The sequence below is a fragment of the Flavobacterium hydrocarbonoxydans genome, assembly GCF_009789235.1.
Lineage (GTDB): Bacteria > Bacteroidota > Bacteroidia > Flavobacteriales > Flavobacteriaceae > Flavobacterium > Flavobacterium hydrocarbonoxydans.
On sequence record NZ_WSTB01000013.1, the window covers coordinates 76,775 to 97,519 of the forward strand.

Genomic DNA, 20,745 nt, shown 5'->3' on the forward strand with positions numbered 1-20,745 from the left:
AGTTGTTTCGTTGTTTCAAGCGCAAAAATACATTTTATTCGTTTTAGAAAGAATAAATATTAGTTTTTTTGCAAAAAAAAATCCCCAACTACTTTTGTAATTGGGGATTTGAAATGTATTTGTTTAGAAATTCATTATTTAACCAGAACCCATTCGCCATTAGCGATTAAAGTTTCTGCTTTTTTAAATTTCATTGTTTCGGTTTTACCTGTCGCAACTTCCTGAACGGTTACAGTGTCATTACGGTTGATTTTTGGCATATCTCTTACGATAGTTTCCGTAACCTGACGTTGTTGCGTTTGTCCAGCTTCGCGGTTGATTTCTTCGCTATTAACGATTTCGTCTTTGCTTAATTGTAAATTTTCCTGCTGACGAACTTCTCTTGCTTCATGAATTTCCGGAACGTTTTGAGCGGGCAAATCACCTTTGAACAAGAATGAAATTACTTCTTTGTTTACGTTATCCAACATTCCTCTAAACAAGTTGAAAGCTTCTAATTTGTAGATAAGCAATGGATCTTTTTGTTCGTGAACGGCTAATTGAACAGATTGTTTCAATTCGTCCATTTTGCGTAAATGTTTTTTCCAGGCTTCATCAACAATAGAAAGTGTGATGTTTTTTTCGAAATCAGCAATCAATTGCGCTCCTTGAGAATCGTAAGCAGCTTTCAGATCCGTAACCACATTCAATGTTTTGATTCCGTCTGTAAACGGCACTACAATACGCTCAAAATGATTGTTTGGCTCTTCGTAAACTCCTTTGATAATTGGGAAAGCTTCTCTCGCACTTCTTTCTGTTTTCTCCGTATAGAAAGCTAAAGTTTCTTTGTAAATTTTTCCTGTGATTTCCATATCAGATAATTTCGCGAAATCAGCTTCTGAAATTGGAGAAGTGATGGAGAAATAACGAATCAAATCAAATTCGAAATTTTTGAAATCATTGATTGGTTTTGTCTGGCTTACGATCAACTCGCAGGTATCGTACAACATATTCGCGATATCCAGTTTCAAACGCTCACCAAATAAAGCGTGACGACGACGTTTGTACACTACTTCACGTTGCGAGTTCATAACGTCATCATATTCTAATAAACGTTTACGAACACCAAAGTTATTTTCTTCTACTTTTTTCTGAGCACGCTCGATAGATTTGGTCATCATAGAATGCTGAATCACTTCACCTTCCTGTAATCCCATTCTATCCATTACTTTTGCCACTCTTTCAGAACCAAATAAACGCATTAAGTTATCTTCAAGAGAAACATAGAATTGAGAACTTCCCGGATCTCCCTGACGTCCTGCACGACCACGTAACTGTCTGTCAACACGACGGGAATCATGACGCTCTGTACCCACAATTGCTAAACCTCCTGCAGCTTTTACTTCTGGAGTCAATTTAATATCGGTACCACGACCAGCCATATTGGTTGCAATTGTTACTACTCCGGCTTTACCAGCTTCTTCAACAATTTGTGCTTCTTGTTTGTGCATTTTTGCATTCAAAACGTTGTGAGTTACACCTCTCATCTTCAACATTCTGCTTAATAATTCTGAAATCTCAACAGAAGTTGTTCCAATCAATACTGGTCTTCCTGCTTTTGATAATTCGGTTACATCTTCGATAACGGCGTTGAATTTCTCACGGGTTGTTTTGTAGATATAATCTTCTTTGTCTTGTCTTGCAATTCCACGGTTAGTTGGAATTTCAACCACATCTAATTTATAGATTTGCCATAACTCTCCCGCTTCTGTAACAGCAGTACCGGTCATTCCACCTAGTTTGCTGTACATTCTGAAATAATTCTGCAAAGTAACTGTTGCAAAAGTTTGAGTTGCAGCTTCGATTTTTACATTTTCTTTCGCTTCAATCGCCTGGTGCAATCCGTCAGAATAACGACGGCCGTCCATGATACGACCTGTTTGCTCATCGACAATCATAATTTTGTTGTCCATGATTACATATTCTACATCTTTTTCGAACAAAGCATAAGCTTTCAAAAGTTGAGTTAATGTGTGGATACGCTCGCTTTTTACTCCAAAATCCTGGAATAATCTTTCTTTCGCTTCAGCTTCTGCGTCTTTATCTAATTTTTGTTTTTCGATAGCAGCAATTTCAGTTCCGATATCCGGAAGTACGAAAAAGTCTGAATCGGTATCGCCTGAAAGGTATTGGATCCCATTATCAGTCAATTCTACCTGATTGTTTTTTTCTTCAATTACAAAATACAAAGCTTCATCAACCTTGTGCATTTCGCGATTGTTGTCCTGCATGTATTGATTTTCGGTTTTTTGAAGCAATTGTTTGATTCCTTCTTCACTCAAAAATTTAATTAATGCTTTATTTTTAGGTAAACTTCTGTACGCTCTCAATAATAAGAAACCACCTTCTTTAGTGTTTCCTTCTTTGATTAATTTTTTAGCTTCAGCTAAGAAACCATTCGCTAACTGACGTTGTTGCGAAACTAAGTTTTCGATTTTTGGTTTCAGTTCATTAAACTCATGGCGATCTCCTTGCGGTACCGGTCCTGAAATAATCAATGGTGTTCTGGCATCATCAATCAATACCGAATCGACCTCATCGACAATCGCATAATTGTGTTTTCTCTGAACCAAATCATTTGGCGAGTGCGCCATGTTATCTCTTAGGTAGTCAAAACCAAATTCGTTGTTGGTACCATAAGTAATATCAGCATCGTAGGCTTTTTTTCTTTCTGCCGTACTTGGCTGGTGATTATCGATACAATCAACAGTCAAACCGTGGAATTCGAATAATGGCGCTTTCCAGGTACTATCACGTTTTGCTAAGTAGTCATTCACCGTTACCAAGTGAACACCGTTTCCTGTCAAGGCATTTAAGTAAAGTGGTAAGGTTGCTACCAACGTTTTACCTTCACCCGTTTGCATTTCGGCAACTTTACCTTCGTGCAACACCATTCCACCAATCAACTGTACGTCGTAGTGAATCATGTCCCAGGTGATTTCTTTACCAGCAGCATTCCATTTGTTTGCCCAGGTAGCTTTGTCACCTTCAATAGTAATATACGTTTTTGTAGCAGATAATTCCCTGTCTTTTGGAGTAGCTGTAACTTCGATAAACTCATTGTCTTTAAAACGACGAGCCGTTTCTTTAACCACAGAAAATGCTTCCGGAAGGATTTCCATCAACGTTTTTTCTGAAATTTCATACGCTTCTTTCTCAAGAGCATCAATCGCTTCATAAAGGTCTTCTCTTTTGTCGATGTCCTCGATGTTTTCTACTTCTGCTTTAAGCGAAGCAATTTTAGCATCTTTATCTGCTCTGGCTTCTTTTATTTTTTCTTTAAAAAATGCGGTTCTGGCTCTCAGTTCGTCATGAGACAAACTCATTAAGCTAGTTTCGAAAGTTTTAATTTTGTTTAAGTAAGGTTGTAAAGCTTTGACATCTTTCTGTGATTTATCACCTACAAAGACTTTTATGATACTGTTTATGAAACTCATGATTTGTTATATTTCTATTTTATGTAAATGTGTATTTGAACCAAAAAAAAAGCCTCTGTGATGAGACTTTTTCCTTTGGTTTATTTTTTAATATTCATCCTCATTCCAAAGATAATCTTCGTCTGTTGGATAATCAGGCCAAATTTCTTCCATTGATTCATATATCTCGCCTTCATCTTCGATAGACTGAAGGTTTTCTACTACTTCTAACGGAGCACCAGCTCTAATAGCGTAGTCAATAAGTTCATCTTTGTTAGCAGGCCATGGCGCATCACTTAAATAAGATGCTAATTCTAATGTCCAATACATTTGTTATCTCGTTTAGTTTGTGCAAAAATAAATTTTTTACTGAAAAAAACAAGTAAAAATCGATTTATTTTAATAAAATTTAAGAACGTCCTCTTGAAATTCCAAAAATTAAATTCCAAATTCCAAAAAAGGAACTTGAAAATTGCTACTATTTGGGGATTTCTATATTATTTAAATTCCCAGAATTTTTAATTTTTCCTTGGAATTTGGGGTTTAAGAAATTGGAATTTTAAGAAAATTTTATTTCCTCGGAATCCATTTCACTTCCTCCGCTTTTAAGTCAGAAGACAACTTCCGTGCCAAGACAAAAAGGTAGTCAGAAAGTCGGTTTAAGTACCTAATGGCTATTTCCGGAACGTGCTCATTATGGCTTAAATGTACTGCCAGACGCTCTGCACGACGGCAAACGCAGCGGGCAATATGACAATATGACACAGTTTGATGGCCTCCGGGTAAAACAAAATGCGTCATCTGCGGAAGCGATTCTTCCATTTTGTCAATTTCGTTTTCTAATAATTCAATATCAGTATCAATGATGCCCAGATTTTTCAATCGGAGTTCACCGTTTTTCAAAACCTCTTTTTCTTGTGGAGTTGCCAGAATTGCACCAACGGTAAATAATCTGTCCTGAATTTCGATTAAAATAGTTTTATAATGTAAGTCGATTTCCTGATCGCGAATAAGACCTATATAAGAGTTCAGTTCGTCAACAGTTCCGTAACTGTCAATCCGAATGTGATCTTTAGGAACTCGTGTGCCTCCAAAAAGAGCCGTAGTTCCTTTGTCTCCTGTTTTGGTATATACTTTCATTTTTATTTTAGATTGTAGATTTATGATTTTAGATTGAAAAGCTGGAGTTTTAATTCTTAGATTTTAATTAATTAGTATTCCGTTTTTATCTAGCCTCTTTAGTTCCATTTCTTTACTAAAAAAATAGTCCATTGTAATTTGTTCTTCTAAAAGTTGCCATTCCGGATTTTCTGGTAAATGTTCTAAAATAAAATCTTCCGGGCTTTCTAATAAATAACGGGGACATAGTTTTTTCTTGAATGTTAATTTTCCGTTCATATCCTCATAACACTCTCCCGCACCCCAGGTTACATCTATAAATTCCCATTTGTCATCCATTTTAACAACATTCCAGGTGTGATTTGTTTGTTCTAAAAAACCTCCTTTGTAGCCATTTCCTTTAGCGTAGCCGTTTATTACGTCACATTTTATTTTTGAATGATTGCAGATTTCTTTAAACAAATTCGCATAACCCGAACAGACTGTTTTTTTATTGAGAAAAGTAGTTGCTGCAGAGACATCGCCTGTTGTATTGTTTTGAAATGCCTCAGTGTCGTACTCGATATTTAATGCGATCCAGTAATAGATTAATTGTACGAGTTCTTTTTTGGTTTTGGCTCCTTTTGCTAAATATTTGCTTAAAGTACCAATGTCTTTAGCCTCAGATTCAGGCGTTTTCTCTACATGTTCGATTAGTCTATAGAAAGTCTGATTTTGAGCATGAATAGAAATAGTAAAAAATAAAATAAATAAGTAGGTGATTTTTTTCATTTTTAAAATAAAATATTTTGGGGCAAAATAAACAATCTAAAATCTAAAATCAGAAATCTAAAATTATTTCGTCGTGTCGCTCTCAATCACTCCGTCTCTTAAACGAATTACGCGATGAGCGTAAGCTGCAATATCTTCTTCGTGTGTTACCAGAATTACCGTGTTTCCCTGAGCATGAATATCGCCAAAAAGCTTCATGATTTCTACCGAAGTTTTACTGTCTAAGTTTCCTGTAGGCTCATCGGCTAAAATAATCGAAGGTTTATTAACCAAAGCACGGGCAATAGCCACACGCTGACGTTGTCCTCCTGAAAGCTGATTGGGCTGGTGATCCATTCTGTCGGCAAGATTCACCTGTTTTAAAACTTCTACCGCACGCGTATTTCTTTCGGTTTTAGAATGTCCGGCATATATCATAGGTAACGCTACGTTGTCAAGCGCTGTTGTTCTTGGTAAAAGATTGAATGTTTGAAATACGAATCCAATTTCCTTGTTTCTAATTCCGGCCAATTCATCATCTTTCATTTGGCTGACATCTTTTCCGTTTAAAACATAATGTCCGGAAGTTGGGGTGTCCAAACAACCTAATAAATTCATTAAAGTCGATTTTCCGGAACCGGAAGGTCCCATCAGCGCAACGTATTCGCCTTTGTTGATTTCTAAATCTATTCCTTTTAAGACATATACGATTTCATTTCCCAGAACAAAATTTCGCTTGATGTCAGTTATTTTAATTAATGGATTTGCCATTTCGGTTTACAATTTTGGATTTAAAAGTACAAAACACTTTTCAATAATTGGTAAGTAGCTTAAAATTGATTTTTGTTACAATTGATTCATTGTCATGAAAACTTGCTTTTTGATTTTATGAAACTCTTTTAAAATACTATAATTCGAAAACCAAAAAGAATGTTACATGATTTTAAATTATTATTATATAATTATCATTTTTTAATAATTTTACTGAATTTAATTTATAAAAAAGATTAAATTTTTAATAATTATTTAAAATATATCAAATATTTAACTATATTTGCTCTATAACTTTAAATAATCAAGATTATGAAAAATATTAAAATTGTATCAGGAATTGCATTAATTGTATTGGGTTTTACATCATGTAAAGATGAAAAACAAGAACAGGCTGAAAAGAAAATCGATTCGTACGTTGCGTATGTTGATTCAGTAAAAAATGTTAAAACAGATGATTTGAAAGCGGATTGGGCTGCAGTTGAAGCTGAATACGACAGAAGAGCAGAGGAAGCTCAATTAGCATTGGCGGATATCAAAGATAATTCGGTTGCTACTGAAAAAATCAACACTAGTAAAGTGAAGTATGAGGAGTTTAAAGACGAAATGACAGCTCTTTTTACACCAGCTCCATCTTCGAAACAACAATTGCGTAACGCTTTGTTTGGTGAAGGAAAAATTGGTGAAGACATGAGTTTTTCATGGGTAAATGCACAAAACATACATAGTGTTTACCAACAATTTGTTCATACGGTAGAAAATAACAAAGACAGTTATTCTCGTGAAGACTGGGACGAAATTAAATTAATGTATGAAGCCTTGGATAGTCGTAAAAATACGGTTGAAAAAGAAGGACTTTCATCTGAAGACAATAGAAAAATCTCTGGTTTGAAATTGAAATTTGCTCCAATGTACACTTTGAACAGAATGGGAGCTAAATCTGATGAAAATGCAGATGCTAAAAAATAATATCAATTTTTAAATTGAATTAGTAAAAAAATGACAATCAGCAATGGTTGTCATTTTTTTTATGCCCGAATTATAAAATGTTCTTTAGGCTGTTCGTATCTAAAGAACACAAATCCCCATTGAAAAGTATCAATGGTAACTTTTACTTTGGGATGCTTTTTAATGGTTTCCCAGGCTTCTTCCATATCTGCAGACCAATGTATGTCGTCAAAAATCCAGACTGAATCATTATCAATGGTAGGCAGCAAAAGTTCGAAATAGTCTAAAGTTGCTTTTTTGGAATGATTGCCGTCAAAGTATATTAGATTGAAAGTGGTGAGATGTGAGATGTGAGTTGTGAGTTGTAAATAGTTTGAAAATTCAGTTATTTCACTTTCAATGTTTTTGAAATTGAATTTTTGAAATTGTAATTGACATTGATTGGCTGTTTGGGGACAGCCTTCTAATGTAATTACTTTTGCTTTCGGATTTCCTAAAGCCAGGGCAGAGGTAGCCAGTCCTAAAGAAGTTCCTATTTCTAAAATGTTTTTTGGCTGAAAGTAATGTGTAACCCGAAATAATAATTCGGCTCGTTTTCTGGAAATTCCGGCTGTTTTGGCAACTTTGGCAATTTGCCTTTTATTCGATTTAAATACTTTCGAACCTGCGCCAAAATCGGTTACTTCGATGAAATTTTTATTTTCTAAAAGTGATTTTCGGTATTTTTTTAGAATACTATATTCTGGTTTTGGTTTTCTGTCGTAAAAACATTTTGTCAGCAAATTAAAAACAAAAGGCGAGTGCACAGCATGTTCGTTTTTGGAATGCCAAAGGAATTTTAAGTATGATTGTATTTGAAATAGCATGTTTTGTTTCGCAAAGATTCACAAAGAAATCACGAAGATTCACAGAAATAAAGGTAGAGTGCTATATTATTTCTGTGAATTTTGGTGTGTTTTATTTAATTAACAGCAATCAGTTTTACATCAAAAATAAGTACAGAACCTCCGGGTATTCCTCTGTAATCAAAACTTCCGTATCCTAAATGCGAAGGGATTAATAATTTTCCGCTTCCTCCGGTTTTAAAATAAGGGATGCCTTCTGTCCAGCCTTTTATAACCCCGTTTAATCCGAAAGATACTCCTGCATCAGTGCTTTGATCGAATACTGTTCCGTTTGTGTAATATCCTTTGTAGGCAACGGTTACATTAGAGGTTGCCGTAGGTTGAGTTCCTTCTCCGGGTTCGTCGATTATATAATATAAACCAGTTTCGGTTTTTTCTGCGGTTAAATTGTTTTTAGCAATATAATCGGTGATTTCTTTGTCGTTTTCAGCAGTGTAATCTTTTGCTATTTGTGGTTCAGGATTGTCTGGGTTGCAGGAAATAAAAAGTGTCAGTGCGATAAAAGCTGTTAGTAGGTGTTTCATTGTATTAAAGTTTTAAAAGGCGTAAATATAGTAAAATTCAAAAAGGTTTTGTTTGATGTATAAGGTTATAAATATGTCAGCCGCTGGGGTTTTGCGGAATGGTTATTTTAATTTGCAGATGATTTAATCAGATTTTCAGACCTGAATTTGACTCAAAGTGTAGCTCGTGTGAGGGATAGGAATAAGCTACCGAAGTAGCATGGATAGCCCGACACCATCCCGATAAGAGGGCGAATAACCGCAAAGTGAGATTGCCCTCTTGTCGGGATGGTGGCACACCCTGCTGATGGAAAGTCAATATTAGATACTACTGGTAATTATGATTTTTGTAGTGTTTTTTGTAAAAAAAGCTTTGGATATATGCTACGAAATATATTAAATTGGGAGAATTAAAAACAAATTTTAAATCAAATCTTAAGTAACCTATCAAAATTTATTATGAAAAAACATTTTTTACTATTAGCCGTTTTATTCGTTTCAGCGCTTAGTTTTACTTCTTGCAGCAGTGATAATGATGATGAAGTAGCGGATGAAACAAAAGCTTTTATTAGCTACAAATTTAATAATGTAAGTTATACGTATGATGATCCTGCCGTTGCGACTTCATTGAATATGATGATTGATGGTATGGGGGATGGTAACCGCAGAATTCAGCTTTGGCTGCCTTTAAGTGTGACAACCGGAACTCATGCGATTGTGAATGAACCCTCTAATGAGGATGCTTATGGAGCTTCTTTTTACATAAATGATGCGTCAGAATTTTATCTTCACGGGACATCAGGAACGATCAATATTACAGTTAATAACGATACTAAAATGGAAGGAACTTTTACTTTTAGCGGCACTACTGATGATGTGAATTACACTGTTTCTGAGGGTTCTTTTAGAATTTTGAAAGATTAGTACTGTTTTCTAAAAAGATCTTTTTAGTTTAAAATTAAACATAAAAAATCCCTTAACGTTTGATGTTAAGGGATTTTTCTTTTAAGATTTTCTGAAGGTTATCCTTCTATTTTAGCCGAAAGCTCGAACCAGCGTTCTTCTTTCTGATCTATTTTGTTGATGATATTTTGCAGTTCGTTTGCTTTTTTCTCGATATCGGCATCGGCTACTTTTCCGTCTGAGAATAATTGCTCGATTTTGGTTTTGTCAATTTCAAGGTCTTTAATTTCTCTTTCGAGTTTCTGATATTCTTTTTGCTCGTTGAAAGTCAGATTACCAGTTGGGTTATTTTGTTTCCAATCTTTCTTTTCGGCCTTGTTTTCTTCTTTTTGAGCGACATCGGCACTGTCTTCGTAAGCACGGAAATCAGAGTAGTTTCCTGGGAAATTTTCGATTTCGCCTTTTCCTCTAAAAATGAATAAATGATCGACAATTTTATCCATGAAATAACGGTCGTGCGACACTACCAATAAACATCCAGGATAATCCAAAAGGAAACTTTCCAAAACATTCAAAGTCACGATATCCAAATCGTTTGTGGGCTCATCGAGAATCAGGAAGTTTGGATTCTGAATTAAAACGGTACATAAATACAAGCGTTTTAACTCGCCACCGCTTAATTTTTCGACAAAATCGTATTGTTTTTTGGCATCAAAAAGAAAACGCTCCAACAATTGCGAAGCCGAAATCATTCTGCCTTTTGCAAGCGGAATAAATTCGCCGTATTCTTTGATGATATCGATAACTCGCTGATTAGGTTTCGGGTTGATTCCGGATTGGGTGTAATATCCAATTTTGATGGTGTCACCTTTTACCACGCGTCCACTATCAAGCGGCAGTGTTCCTGTAAGAAGGTTTAGGAAAGTCGATTTTCCGGTTCCGTTTTTACCAATAATTCCGATACGTTCTCCACGCTGAAAATCAAAACTAAAATTATCCAGAATAACGTGATCCTTGAATTTTTTCGAAATTTTGTGAAGCTCGATAATCTTGCTCCCCATGCGTTCCATATTGATTTCAAGTTCTACTTTATTCTCACGGCGGCGGCTTTGCGCTTTTTCTTTAATTACATAAAAATCATCCTGACGCGATTTCGATTTTGTTGTCCTCGCTTTTGGCTGACGGCGCATCCATTCTAATTCTTTTATAAATAAGTTTTTGGCTTTGTCAACACTGGCGTTTTCAGAGGTAATTCTTTCTTCTTTTTTCTCTAAATAATAGGAATAATTTCCTTTGTATTGGTATAATTTTCCGTTGTCTAACTCAATGATTTCGTTACAGACACGCTCCAGAAAGAAACGGTCGTGCGTTACCATAAACAATGTAATGTTTTCTTTGGCAAAATAGCTTTCAAGCCATTCAATCATCTCTAAATCTAAGTGATTGGTTGGCTCATCCAAAATCAATAAATCAGGACGATTGATTAGAATAATAGCAAGAGAAAGACGTTTTTTTTGTCCTCCTGAAAGATTTTTAACTTTCAATTTAAAATCTTCCAGCTTTAATTTGAAAAGGATTTGCTTGTATTGTGTTTCGAAATCCCAGGCATTGTGCTGGTCCATTCCGTCAAAAGCTTTTTGATAGGCTTCTTCGTCGTCCGGATTTTCTAATGCTTTTTCGTAAGCTTCGATTACTTTTAAAGTTTCGTTATCCGAAGCAAAAATGCTTTCTTCGATAGTTAACTCTTCCTGTAGATTATTATCCTGCGAAAGAAACGCCATACGGATTCCTTTTCTCAACACAACTTGTCCTGTGTCAGGCTCATCCAGACCATTGATAATGCTCATAATGGTTGTTTTTCCTGAACCATTTTTGGCAATAAAAGCAATTTTCTGGTCTTTGTTGATTCCGAAGGAGATGTTGTCAAAAAGCGTTCTCTCGCCAAATGATTTCGATATATTTTCTACAGATAAGTAATTCATAGTCTTAAGTAGCTTGAAAAAAAGCTTTTAGGTATTATTAAAATTAAGAGGTCACTATTAGGTCTCTAATTTTAATTAGGAATAAATTTTGACTTTGCAAAGATAGTTTTTTGAAGGAAAGAAAAAAAAACCTTTTGGTTATCTTTTTTGAGGCTAATTTCAACGGTAACGCAAGTGAGAATTATATTTTTTAATCATTTTGTTTAGTTGCATTAAACACTTTGCTTTTCATTGATTAAAGTTTTTTTAAATAAATTAAAATCACTAATTTTTATTAGTATTTTTTGAGTTTTATAAAAAGCGTATGTGGTATTTTTAATAGATGTGCTCAGACACATTTTGTTTTTTATTCTTTTTCATCAATTTTACTATACGAAAATAACTACAAAATTTAAAAAATATTATTATTTTTGTGTTCGAACACATATTTTTTGATTTTTATATTGTCATTCAAATTACATTATTTACATTCGAATGAAATAAGCTGTTTTATAGTTTGTATTTACGTTAAAAATGAAATTTAAAATCAACTATTTAAGACTATTTTTTAGGATGTAATAATTTGGTTTTAAAGCGAAAGGAGTAAATGAAGCTTGTTTTCTTTCTTAGAAATATTGCAATATTTAACTATAGTTTTCTTTTAATTGTTAATCTTTAAAATATCAAATTATGAAAATCAAGAAAATTACATTTATTTTTTTATTGTGTTTTATACAGGGTTTCGCCCAGACGTACGTCTCCACAACCGGAAATGACGTTACCGGTACAGGTACATCGGCCTTACCATTTAAAACCATTGTTAAGGGAGTTCAGGTTGCACCTTCTGGCGGGACAGTTATCGTACTCTCCGGAACTTATCCGGTTACAGGGCCTATTTATGTTGGAAAACCACTAACGATTCAGAAAAGCGGTTCAGGCGCTGTAGTTGTCAATGCTTCTGGCTGGACGAGTACAGATCCGTATGTTTTAGGGATTGTAAATACCAGTAATGTTACTATTGATGGTTTGACGATTTCTAATAAAATTGCAAATGGCAGTAAAGGAATTTGGGTTTTGGCTAATTCCGGAGCTACGGCTAACCTGAATAACATTACCATAAAAAATTGTATTGTTAAAAACATCGGCTGGATCAGTAATAATCTTTCTTCGATTCCGGCGAATAGCGGTATTGTAGCCAATGCTATTAAAGTCGATGGAGGAAACGGAACTTATGCAATTACCAATGTGAAACTGGAAAATAATGAAGTAGCCAATTGTGCTACAGGCTGGGGTGAAGCTGTAACAATAACCGGTAACGTAAATGGTTTTACGGTTTCGGGAAATACGGTATATGATATTGCCAATATCGGGATTGTTGCTGCAGGAAATTATACTTCGACTGGAGCAACGAGTAATAATCAGGCCAGAAATGGTACTATTGTTTCGAATGAGGTTTTTAATTGTATGAGCGCAGTAGCCAATAGTGCCGGAATTTATATAGACGGTGCTTTAAATTGTACCGTACAAAGAAATGAAGTGTACAGATGCGGTGTTGGACTGGCAGTTGGTGCCGAACAAAATACAGCTACTGGAAACGGTGGCCCATCTACAGGACATATTGTGAATAATAATTCGGTGTATAATAATGTGGTGACCGGAGCTATTTTTGGAGGTGTTATCGGGAGCGGTTATACGACCAGTGTGGGCAATACAAAAATATTTAATAATACTTTTTATAAAAACAGAACTGGAGCAGTTATCAATGGCGTGACCACCATTGCGGGTGTTGCAGTAGGAACTATTGCTGATATTTACGGAGGCGAAGTTCACCTTCAGAATAGTTCCGGCATTACTTTCAAAAACAATATATTGTATGCGACAAACAATAAAAAAGCGCTTTTAGCTTCGTATGGCTATACTGTTTCCAGTTTTGTTTCTAATTATAATCTTTTTTACAGAGAAGGCACAACCGATTTTATCATCGATTTAACCGGAGTAAGCTTTAACGGAAGTTCTACAACCGGTTCTTATAATCCGGCTCAGTTTGCTACATTGACAGGACAGGATGTAAATTCGGTAGTTGGATTACCTGGTTTTACAAATGCTTCTACTTTTAATTTCACATTAGTTTCAGGTGCTTTTGCCAGGGATAAAGGAGATCCTACTTACAATACAACGTATTCTGGAACATTGGATTTTGATGATGATACGCGCAGAAGAAACGGCCGCATCGATATAGGGTGTTCTGAATTGCAGACTGGATCATCTGGTAAAACAGCTGTTGCTACTAAAAAAACAGAAGAAATGGCACCAGTATTTTCTATATTTCCTAATCCGGCATCCGAAGAAATCAATGTTAGTTTTGCCAGCAGTATAAAATCGGCTAGTTTTACAGTATTGGATTTAAACGGAAGAACACTTTTAAATGGAGATTATAAAGATGTGAATAACATTAGAATTGTCGTTTCAGATTTAAATGTAAAATCGCAATTGGTGATTCTTCAGATTAACGCTGATGGTGAGACGACTCAGCATAAAATATATTTAAAATAATGAATTGAAGGAACAAAAGGGAAACCTCTCTTTTGTTCCTTATTTTTAGTTTATAATTTCCTTATCTTTTTTGAATGAAAAACTATAATGTTAATTTTATCAAAGAAAACACTTTGAAAATAAATGGTTTAGGTAATAACCCACTTTGGGATACGGCTGAAATACTAACCGATTTTGTTTCGCCTTGGGATGCTGTTGAACCTGGAAAAATAGAATTACGTGCTTTATGGGATGTAGAGAATATCTATTTTTACTATAAAGTATATGATACCAATGTTCATATTGTCAGTAAAGATGATTCTGTTGATAGCATAGGGGAGTCTGACAGAGTAGAAATTTTTTTCAGAACCGATACGGCACTCAATCCTTATTATTGTTTAGAAATAGATCCCACGTCCAGAATTATGGATTTTATAGCCTATCCGCAAAAGCAATTTGATTTTGACTGGAATTGGCCTAAGAATGATTTGATGGTAAAATCTAAGATTGAGAAAGATTTTTTTGTGGTTGAAATTGCAATCAGTATTCAGTCGTTGAAAAACTTTAATTTAATTAAAAATAATACTATTGAAGCCGGATTTTACAGAGCCAAATATACCATTCAGGAAAATAAACTCTTTAAACCCACCTGGATTTCATGGGTGAATCCTACTACTGAGACACCCAATTTTCATATTGCAAGCTCTTTTGGAACGCTAACATTACTTCTTTAATTACGAAAAGTAATCTTTTGCGTTTTCGGTATTCACAATATCAATTGGCAGCAATTTTTCTGCTACTATTTCTTTTTCAAAAATAAAATGTTCAATCAGACTGGTTGTTCCTAAATAAGCCTGTCTTTTTGGATTTTGATGAATCAAAAAGTCAATGGTTTTATTGTTCAGGTATTCAAGATTGTTTTCTAGTAAGTCATAGCCAACAAGTGCAATTTTCTTTTCCGGATTTTTGGATATAATTTTGGCCACCTGATACGCTTTTGAAGTAGTTACAAAAAGACCTTCGATAGCAGGATTCGATTCTAAGAATTCTTTCAGCGTACTCTTGAATTGCGGATGTTTCACTTTGAAAGTTTTGATTTCAAATTTTCCGTTTTCCAGCGTATCAAAATAATCTCTAAAACCCTTCTCTTTTTCCTGCATGTGAATGGCATTTTCGTAATCTTCATCAATATGAACGATTGCAATGGTGCCTTTTTTGAGCAGTAAATCCAAAAGTCTTGCTGCAATTCTGCCGCTTTGAAATAAATCCTGCCCAACAAAACTTTTTATCGCATTCGATTGGAGCTGATTATTAAAAATACTCGAAATAATACCTTTTGAGTTGTAGATTTCTATGGCATTAATGGCTTCTTTATGAAATAAAGGAACTAATAACACGGCATCAGGGGAAGCAGCTAATACTTTTTTGTTTGTTTCTACAAAAGAGGAAGTGCTTGTTGGGTCAAAAAGGAAAATTTCTACTTTAACATTAAAGGATTTAAATTCTTTTTTAGCCTCGTTTATACCATCAATACAAGGCTGCCAATAAGGATCGTTTGCCGAATCAGGAATAAGGACACAGATAGAATAAATTTGTGTTTTCTTTAAGCTTCGTGCCATCAGATTGGGCTGATAATCAATACTGGCCAAAACTTCATTTACTCTTTTTAGAGCATCTTCAGACACTTTTCCTCTTTTATGCAAAACACGATCAACTGTTCCTTTTGAAACGCCTGCGAGTTCTGCAATATCCTTAATTGTATAAATTTTTTCCATATAAAAACAAATATATATAAAAATCAAATATCAGAAAATATTAAATTACATGTGTTCGAAAACATTTTTATTGTGTTCGAGCACATTTTAACATAAATTCCTTTTTTTATAAATTATTAATATATATTTTAGCCGAATATTAATTACATAGTTCATGATATTAACATAAAATATGTCATATTGATAGTTATTTTCAATTTATTAAATAAGTTTTCAAAAATCAACTTTTGCAAATTCAGCTTACTATTAATTTATTGAAAATAATACGTAAAGATTACAAAAACATTAAATACAATAACCAATTAATAATACTATTTAAATGAGCAAAAGTAAACCTACTCTCGTGATTTTGGCGGCAGGTATTGGAAGTCGATATGGAGGATTAAAGCAGTTAGATACCTTTACTCCTGAAGGAGATACAATAATGGATTTTTCGATATATGATGCGTTGCAGGCGGGTTTTGGAAAATTCGTTTTTATTATAAGTAAAAATATTGAAGAGGAATGCAAAGAGATTTTTAATAAAAAATTAGAAGGAAAAGCCGAAGTAGGATACGTTTTTCAGGAACTGGATAAGGTACCGCCACAATATCAGAACCCGGAAAGAAAAAAACCATGGGGAACAGGACACGCTTTATTAATGGCGAAAGATGAAGTAACCGAAAATTTTGCTATCATCAATGCAGATGATTTTTATGGCAAAGAAGCTTTCGAAATTATGGCTAAAGCTTTAACCGAAATGGATAAGGAGTCCTATAATTTTAATATGATGGCGTATCTGCTTAAAAATACGGTTTCGGATCATGGTTTTGTTTCAAGAGGTGAATGTCAGGTAGATGAAAATAATTTTCTGACCGATGTAACGGAACGTACCCATATCGAAAAAATAAACGGTGAACTGAAACGCAAGGATGATAACGGCGAATTTATTCCGATTGATGAAAATACAATTGTTTCGATGAATTTTTGGGGCTTTACGCCAAAGTGTTTTGAATTTGGAGGAGCTCTTTTTGAGGAATTCCTAAAAGAAAATGAACACGACCTGAAAGCGGAATTTTTCATCACATCTGTTGTAAATGAAATATTGAAATCAGATAATGCATCTGTCGAAGTGCTTCAGTCAAATGCGAAATGGTTTGGAGTTACCTATAAAGAGGATAAGGAAATTGTAAAAAAAGAAATCGAAAAGTTAAGAGCCCAAAAAGTTTATCCAACAAATCTCTGGTAATATGGCAGCTGAACAATTAAAATTTATATTCGAACAGTTTGACCACATCGAGGTTTTTAAAACTTTTGAGGAACTGTCATCAGGTCATATCAATGACACATACTTAGTGACAGCTGAAAGTGGCAAACAATTTATTTTGCAACGAATTAATGAAGGCGTTTTTAAAGATGTCCCGGGACTTATTGCAAATAAAGTAAGCGTAAGCAAACATTTGCTTAAGAAATTAAAACATTTATCCGAAGACGATATCAAGCGTCGTGTATTGACTTTTATTGGTACCAAAAAAGGCGTTTTTTATTATAAGGATACTGACGGAAATTTCTGGAATGTAATGGTTTATATTGAAGGAAGCATCACTTTTGAAACCGTAAACAATGAAGAAATTGCTTATGAAGGCGGAAAACTGTTTGGAGAATTTCTAAATCTGACCAGTGATTTTGATGCCCGAAAACTGACAGAAGTAATTCCGGATTTTCACAATATGGCTTTTCGTTATTTCCAGTTTGACTGTGCTCTAAAAGAAGCATCGGAACAAAGAATTCAACAAGCCAGAAATTTGATACAGCTGGTTCAGGACTTAAAAGAGGAAATGCATGTACTGCAAAATCTAAAGGATACCGGAAAAATAAAACTCAGAGTGACGCACAATGATACCAAAATCTCAAATGCTCTTTTTGATACCAACCAAAAAGGACTTTGTGTAATTGATACAGATACGGTTATGCCGGGAATTATTCATTATGATTTTGGTGATGCGATACGAACTATTTGCAATACAGCGGCAGAAGACGAGAAAAATCTGGAGCAGGTAAAATTCAATTTGCAGTTTTATAAAGCGTATGTAAAAGGCTTTTTAGAAAAAACTAATAAATCGCTTTCGATACTTGAAATAAAATACCTTCCGCTGGGCGCAAAAACAATGGTTTTTATAATGGCTTTGCGATTTTTGACCGATTTTTTAAATAATGATGTCTATTATAAAACAGAATATCCGGAACACAATCTGGATCGTTCTAAAAATCAATTTAAATTGATTGAAAGTCTCTCGGAACAATTTAATGAAATGGAAGAATACAATCTGAACTTTATTGGATCATTAAAATAAATACAATGAGTAAATATGTAATTACGGGCGGAGCTGGTTTTATAGGAAGTCACATCGCCGAATATTTATCGAAAGAAGGACATCTGGTTACGGTACTGGATAGTCTAAGAACGGGATTCGAAGAAAATCTGACTGGATTGAATGTTGATTTTGTACACGGAGATATTCGTGATGAAAATTTGGTCAACGAAGTCATAAGTGGCGCAGAGGCTATTTTTCATCTGGCTGCTTTGGTGAGTGTACCAGAATCGTTATTGAAAATCAGAGAATGCATCGAAATCAATACGATCGGAACCATCAATATTTTAGAAGCGGCAAAAAATAATGCAGGCTGCAAGGTTGTACTTTCTACTTCGGCGGCTAATTACGGTAATAATCCGGTGTTGCCAAAGGTAGAAACCATGTCCCCGGAACCTATGACGCCTTATGCGGTTACCAAACTCGATGGAGAATATTATTTAAAAATGTATCTGGATCAATATGATGTTCCAACTGCCTCTTTACGTTATTTTAATGTTTTTGGTCCACGCCAAAATCCGGAATCAGCGTATGCGGCGGCAGTGCCTATTTTTATCAGCAAGGCACTTCAGAACGAGCCGATAACCATTTATGGAGACGGATCGCAAACCAGAGATTTTATTTATGTAAAAGATGTAGTGAGAGCGAATATCCTGGCTTCTCAGGCAGGAAACGAAACGTACAATGTTGCTTTAGGTCACAGTACTTCCGTTTTGGAATTGGCCGAAAAAATCATAAAAATCACCAATTCAAAATCGCAGATAAAATTTTTAGACGAGCGGCCGGGTGATATTAAACATTCCAGGGCAAATCCTGAAAAATTTAATCAGTTGGGTTTTCAGCCCCAGTATTCAATAGATCAGGCTCTGGAGGAAACCATTCTTTTCTATCATCAGCAATTAGTCAGTAAATAATTTTCAGAATATTAATCTTAATCAATTCCAGAATATGTCACAAATCGATATTACTTTAAAAAAGGAGCAGAGCAGTACTTTGATTCCAATGATTATTTTAACTTCATTATTTTTTATTTTTGGATTCGTAACCTGGCTCAACGGGCCGCTGATTCCATTTTTTAAATTAGCTTGTGAACTTACCGAATCACAATCGTATTTCGTGACTTTTGCTTTTTACATTGCTTATTTTGTAATGGCAATTCCGTCTTCTTTTTTAATAGAAAAAGTAGGGTACAAAAACGGAATTTCGTTAGGGTTATTGGTGATAGCTGTTGGAGCATTACTGTTTTATCCAGCTGCCGAAGCCCGCACTTTTGGTCTTTTTTTAATTGCTTTGTTTGTCATGGGAACTGGTTTGGCGGTTTTGCAAACGGCTGCAAATCCGTATGTTGTGGTAATTGGTCCACGCGAAAGTGCCGCTGCCCGAATTAGTGTATTGGGGATAGCCAATAAACTGGCCGGTTTTCTGGCGCCGTTATTATTGACTTCTTTGGTATTATCAAACATTGGCGATTATTCTTCAGACAAAATTGCGGTGATGACTTTGGGGCAGAAAGAAACTGCTTTGGATTTACTGGCTTTGCAATTGCAGACACCTTATATGTACATGGCTGCAATTATGCTGGTTTTGGCCATTATGGTAAAATTTTCCCCGCTTCCGGAAATCAATTTAGATGATGAAGGACAAGTGACACATCTAAGTATTTTCAAACAAATCAAAGCGGCATTCAAACATCCACAATTGGTTTTTGGGGTTATTACTTTGATGGTTTATATTGCTGCTGAGGTTCTTGCCGGAGATTCTATTGGAGGTTTTGGGAAACAATTAGGGGTGTACGGAGCCAGCGGTTCTTTTTATCTTAAACTGACTTCGTTTACCATGACGGCAATGGTTGTGGGCTATATTTTAGGAATTACACTTATTCCAAAATATGTTTCTCAGGTTTTAGCTTTAAAAGTATCCGGTTTTTTAGGCGCAATTTTGGTAGTATTAATTGTTTTGCTTTCGCCAAAAATTATGCTGCAGCTGCCTGGACTTCCAGAATTGCCTTTGATTATTATTTTGGTAGCCTTACTCGGATTGGCTAATGCACTTTGCTGGCCGGCGATTTGGCCTATGGCTCTTCAGGATTTAGGAGGTTATACCAAAATTGGGGGTGCAATATTAATTATGGGAATTATTGGCGGTGCCGTTTTTCCGTTATTGTATGGTTTGTTGGCGGATACTATCAACACTGCAAATGAAGCTGCCGGAACTTTAGAAACAGCAAAAAGCGGCAATCAATGGGCGTATTTAATACTATTGCCGGCTTATTTTATGATTATCTTTTTTGCTTATAAAGGTCATAAATACAGAAGCTGGAGTAAAGCCTGAACATAAAAAGGTTCTTTTCAGAACTAATTTTTAAGATTAACAGATTCAATAAAATTTTAAAGCACTCAAATACAATTTGATGGAGCTAATACACAACTTATGCCTTTTTTAATCAGATAGGCAGGATTATAAATAAAGAAAAAAATATAAAAAATACAGTCACAATGTTAAAAAGTAAAATCGACAAAGCAACAGGATTCGAGAAGCGATTCGAGAACATCAATACGGTTGTTTTTGAAAATTCGGGCGAAGCATCAAAAGCAGTTGCGAAGGAAATTGCCGCTTTAATTCAATTAAAACAAAAAGAAAACAAGCCTTGTATTTTAGGACTTGCTACGGGTTCATCACCAAAAGGTTTGTATGCAGAATTGGTGCGTTTGCACAAAGAAGAAGGTTTGAGTTTTAAGAACGTCATTAGTTTTAATCTGGATGAATATTATC

General features: G+C 34.9%; 17 protein-coding genes and 1 pseudogene. 9 read left to right on the forward strand and 9 right to left on the reverse strand.

All coding sequences use genetic code 11. The annotated features are described in order from the left end of the window. Positions 1–134: 134 nt before the first annotated feature. From secA to GON26_RS19005, 5 genes are all read right to left on the reverse strand, one after another. The gene (gene secA / locus GON26_RS18985; RefSeq protein WP_160376350.1) at positions 135–3,476 is read right to left on the reverse strand and encodes a preprotein translocase subunit SecA; all 3,342 of its coding nucleotides are present in this window, start codon (positions 3,474–3,476) and stop codon (positions 135–137) included. 87 nt (positions 3,477–3,563) lie between these two features. Next, positions 3,564–3,785 (reverse strand): DUF2795 domain-containing protein, encoded by a 222-nt coding sequence (locus GON26_RS18990; protein ID WP_007138072.1) that lies wholly within the window; start codon positions 3,783–3,785, stop codon positions 3,564–3,566. A gap of 240 nt (positions 3,786–4,025) precedes the next feature. After that, a complete protein-coding gene (locus tag GON26_RS18995) occupies positions 4,026–4,595 on the reverse strand; it encodes a cob(I)yrinic acid a,c-diamide adenosyltransferase (protein ID WP_160376351.1) in 570 nt (189 codons plus the stop codon). 63 nt (positions 4,596–4,658) lie between these two features. Then, entirely contained in the window at positions 4,659–5,345 is a 687-nt protein-coding gene (locus GON26_RS19000; protein WP_160376352.1) for a transglutaminase domain-containing protein, read from the reverse strand. A 63-nt stretch (positions 5,346–5,408) separates the two neighbouring features. Beyond that, on the reverse strand, positions 5,409–6,095 hold the full coding sequence (locus GON26_RS19005; RefSeq protein WP_160376353.1) for an ABC transporter ATP-binding protein: 687 nt from the start codon (positions 6,093–6,095) through the stop codon (positions 5,409–5,411). A gap of 312 nt (positions 6,096–6,407) precedes the next feature. Between GON26_RS19005 and GON26_RS19010 the strand changes: the two genes are divergently transcribed. Further along, positions 6,408–7,064 carry a DUF6565 domain-containing protein gene (locus tag GON26_RS19010; RefSeq protein ID WP_160376354.1) on the forward strand — a complete coding sequence of 219 codons (657 nt, stop codon included), beginning with the start codon at positions 6,408–6,410 and terminating at the stop codon, positions 7,062–7,064. 59 nt (positions 7,065–7,123) lie between these two features. On the opposite strand, the gene GON26_RS19015 is transcribed toward GON26_RS19010, so the two are convergent. Together GON26_RS19015 and GON26_RS19020 are read right to left on the reverse strand one after the other, a co-directional pair. Beyond that, positions 7,124–7,909: an O-methyltransferase gene (locus GON26_RS19015; protein WP_160376355.1), complete on the reverse strand. Its 786-nt coding sequence runs from the start codon at positions 7,907–7,909 to the stop codon at positions 7,124–7,126. Between the two features lie 95 nt (positions 7,910–8,004). Then, complete coding sequence (locus GON26_RS19020; protein ID WP_160376356.1) at positions 8,005–8,472, reverse strand: FKBP-type peptidyl-prolyl cis-trans isomerase; 468 nt, start codon at positions 8,470–8,472, stop codon at positions 8,005–8,007. A 438-nt stretch (positions 8,473–8,910) separates the two neighbouring features. Between GON26_RS19020 and GON26_RS19025 the strand changes: the two genes are divergently transcribed. Then, positions 8,911–9,375, forward strand: coding sequence for a DUF6252 family protein (locus GON26_RS19025; protein ID WP_160376357.1), 465 nt, complete (start codon positions 8,911–8,913; stop codon positions 9,373–9,375). A 98-nt stretch (positions 9,376–9,473) separates the two neighbouring features. Here the strand turns inward: GON26_RS19025 and GON26_RS19030 are convergent, their stop codons facing one another. Continuing rightward, positions 9,474–11,336 carry an ABC-F family ATP-binding cassette domain-containing protein gene (locus GON26_RS19030; RefSeq protein WP_160376358.1) on the reverse strand — a complete coding sequence of 621 codons (1,863 nt, stop codon included), beginning with the start codon at positions 11,334–11,336 and terminating at the stop codon, positions 9,474–9,476. Positions 11,337–12,005: 669 nt separating this feature from the next. On the opposite strand from GON26_RS19030, the gene GON26_RS19035 reads away from it, so the two are divergent. Next, a complete protein-coding gene (locus GON26_RS19035) occupies positions 12,006–13,868 on the forward strand; it encodes a T9SS type A sorting domain-containing protein (protein ID WP_160376359.1) in 1,863 nt (620 codons plus the stop codon). Positions 13,869–13,942: 74 nt separating this feature from the next. Beyond that, entirely contained in the window at positions 13,943–14,581 is a 639-nt protein-coding gene (locus tag GON26_RS19040) for a sugar-binding protein (RefSeq protein ID WP_160376360.1), read from the forward strand. On the opposite strand, the gene GON26_RS19045 is transcribed toward GON26_RS19040, so the two are convergent. Further along, a complete protein-coding gene (locus tag GON26_RS19045; protein ID WP_160376361.1) occupies positions 14,582–15,622 on the reverse strand; it encodes a LacI family DNA-binding transcriptional regulator in 1,041 nt (346 codons plus the stop codon). A 319-nt stretch (positions 15,623–15,941) separates the two neighbouring features. Between GON26_RS19045 and GON26_RS19050 the strand changes: the two genes are divergently transcribed. The 5 genes and pseudogenes from GON26_RS19050 to GON26_RS19070 form a co-directional block, all read left to right on the forward strand. Beyond that, a complete protein-coding gene (locus GON26_RS19050) occupies positions 15,942–16,850 on the forward strand; it encodes a sugar phosphate nucleotidyltransferase (protein WP_160376362.1) in 909 nt (302 codons plus the stop codon). A 1-nt stretch (position 16,851) separates the two neighbouring features. Then, positions 16,852–17,955, forward strand: coding sequence for a phosphotransferase enzyme family protein (locus GON26_RS19055; protein ID WP_160376363.1), 1,104 nt, complete (start codon positions 16,852–16,854; stop codon positions 17,953–17,955). A gap of 5 nt (positions 17,956–17,960) precedes the next feature. Continuing rightward, positions 17,961–18,887, forward strand: coding sequence for an NAD-dependent epimerase/dehydratase family protein (locus tag GON26_RS19060; RefSeq protein ID WP_202110903.1), 927 nt, complete (start codon positions 17,961–17,963; stop codon positions 18,885–18,887). A gap of 34 nt (positions 18,888–18,921) precedes the next feature. Next, entirely contained in the window at positions 18,922–20,304 is a 1,383-nt protein-coding gene (locus tag GON26_RS19065) for a sugar MFS transporter (protein ID WP_230407968.1), read from the forward strand. A 164-nt stretch (positions 20,305–20,468) separates the two neighbouring features. Beyond that, positions 20,469–20,745 (forward strand): annotated as a pseudogene (locus GON26_RS19070) (glucosamine-6-phosphate deaminase); the annotation flags it as partial.

Excerpts from the sequence above, each read along its gene's own strand:
- GON26_RS19050 (WP_160376362.1), top strand. The coding sequence starts at position 15,942 with ATGAGCAAAAGTAAACCTACTCTCGTGATTTTGGCGGCAGGTATTGGA.
- GON26_RS19040 (WP_160376360.1), top strand. The coding sequence starts at position 13,943 with ATGAAAAACTATAATGTTAATTTTATCAAAGAAAACACTTTGAAAATA.
- secA (WP_160376350.1), bottom strand. The coding sequence starts at position 3,476 with ATGAGTTTCATAAACAGTATCATAAAAGTCTTTGTAGGTGATAAATCA.
- GON26_RS19060 (WP_202110903.1), top strand. The coding sequence starts at position 17,961 with ATGAGTAAATATGTAATTACGGGCGGAGCTGGTTTTATAGGAAGTCAC.
- GON26_RS19005 (WP_160376353.1), bottom strand. The coding sequence starts at position 6,095 with ATGGCAAATCCATTAATTAAAATAACTGACATCAAGCGAAATTTTGTT.
- GON26_RS19045 (WP_160376361.1), bottom strand. The coding sequence starts at position 15,622 with ATGGAAAAAATTTATACAATTAAGGATATTGCAGAACTCGCAGGCGTT.
- GON26_RS19015 (WP_160376355.1), bottom strand. The coding sequence starts at position 7,909 with ATGCTATTTCAAATACAATCATACTTAAAATTCCTTTGGCATTCCAAA.
- GON26_RS18995 (WP_160376351.1), bottom strand. The coding sequence starts at position 4,595 with ATGAAAGTATATACCAAAACAGGAGACAAAGGAACTACGGCTCTTTTT.
- GON26_RS19010 (WP_160376354.1), top strand. The coding sequence starts at position 6,408 with ATGAAAAATATTAAAATTGTATCAGGAATTGCATTAATTGTATTGGGT.
- GON26_RS19000 (WP_160376352.1), bottom strand. The coding sequence starts at position 5,345 with ATGAAAAAAATCACCTACTTATTTATTTTATTTTTTACTATTTCTATT.
- GON26_RS19035 (WP_160376359.1), top strand. The coding sequence starts at position 12,006 with ATGAAAATCAAGAAAATTACATTTATTTTTTTATTGTGTTTTATACAG.
- GON26_RS19055 (WP_160376363.1), top strand. The coding sequence starts at position 16,852 with ATGGCAGCTGAACAATTAAAATTTATATTCGAACAGTTTGACCACATC.
- GON26_RS19030 (WP_160376358.1), bottom strand. The coding sequence starts at position 11,336 with ATGAATTACTTATCTGTAGAAAATATATCGAAATCATTTGGCGAGAGA.
- GON26_RS19025 (WP_160376357.1), top strand. The coding sequence starts at position 8,911 with ATGAAAAAACATTTTTTACTATTAGCCGTTTTATTCGTTTCAGCGCTT.
- GON26_RS19020 (WP_160376356.1), bottom strand. The coding sequence starts at position 8,472 with ATGAAACACCTACTAACAGCTTTTATCGCACTGACACTTTTTATTTCC.
- GON26_RS19065 (WP_230407968.1), top strand. The coding sequence starts at position 18,922 with ATGTCACAAATCGATATTACTTTAAAAAAGGAGCAGAGCAGTACTTTG.
- GON26_RS18990 (WP_007138072.1), bottom strand. The coding sequence starts at position 3,785 with ATGTATTGGACATTAGAATTAGCATCTTATTTAAGTGATGCGCCATGG.